This is a genomic window from Inquilinus limosus MP06, from assembly GCF_000767795.1.
Taxonomy (GTDB): Bacteria; Pseudomonadota; Alphaproteobacteria; order DSM-16000; family Inquilinaceae; genus Inquilinus; species Inquilinus limosus_E.
In genome coordinates this window covers 1-678 of the sequence record NZ_JANX01001122.1, presented here as the reverse complement: position 1 = coordinate 678, position 678 = coordinate 1, and the positions used below count along the sequence as shown (strand labels likewise).

At 73.7% G+C, this 678-nt stretch carries 1 protein-coding gene; it reads left to right on the top strand.

What is annotated here, in order from left to right; translation table 11 throughout:
* The coding region (locus P409_RS35570; RefSeq protein ID WP_152613738.1) for an MFS transporter at positions 1–678 on the top strand (678 nt) is incomplete at both ends.

Below are 678 nucleotides of genomic sequence, written 5' to 3'. Positions count from 1 at the left end.
TGGTTCGTGTTCTTCGTCGCCGATGTCCAGACCGGCTTCGGCGCCTTCGTCGCCGTGTTCCTGACGACGCAGCGCTGGACCCAGGTCGATATCGGGCTGGTGCTCACCGTCAGCGGCCTGGTCGGGCTGGTGGGCCAGGTGCCGCTCGGCGCCTTCGTCGACTCGGTCCGCTCGGTGCGGGCGACGGCGGCCGTGGCGCTGGCGGCGATCGGCGTCGCCGCCTTCGCCTTCGCCGCCTGGCCGATCTTCCCGGTGGTGCTGGCCTCGCGCGTGCTGCATGCGGCGGCCAGCTGCATCGTCAGCTTCGCCATCGTCTCGCTCAGCCTCGGCCTGGCCGGTCCTGCGGGGATGAGCGAGCGGCTGGGCCGCAACGCCGCCTTCGCCTCGGCCGGCACCGGCATCGCCGCGGCGGTGATGGGGCTGTGCGGCCAGTACCTGTCCAGCCAGGCGGTGTTCTTCCTGGCGACGGCGCTGGTGGCGCCGGCGCTGTTCGCGCTCACGCGGATCCGGCCGCAGGAGATCCGGCCGGCGCCGGCCCCGCCGCGGCGCGAGGGCAAGGGGCTGAAGGCCTCGGCCGCCGGCCTCGCCGCGCTGGCGCGCAACCGCACGGCTGGTCATCTTCGCCGGCTGCATCGCCATGTTCCACCTGGCCAATGCGGCGATGCTGCCGGCGAAGAT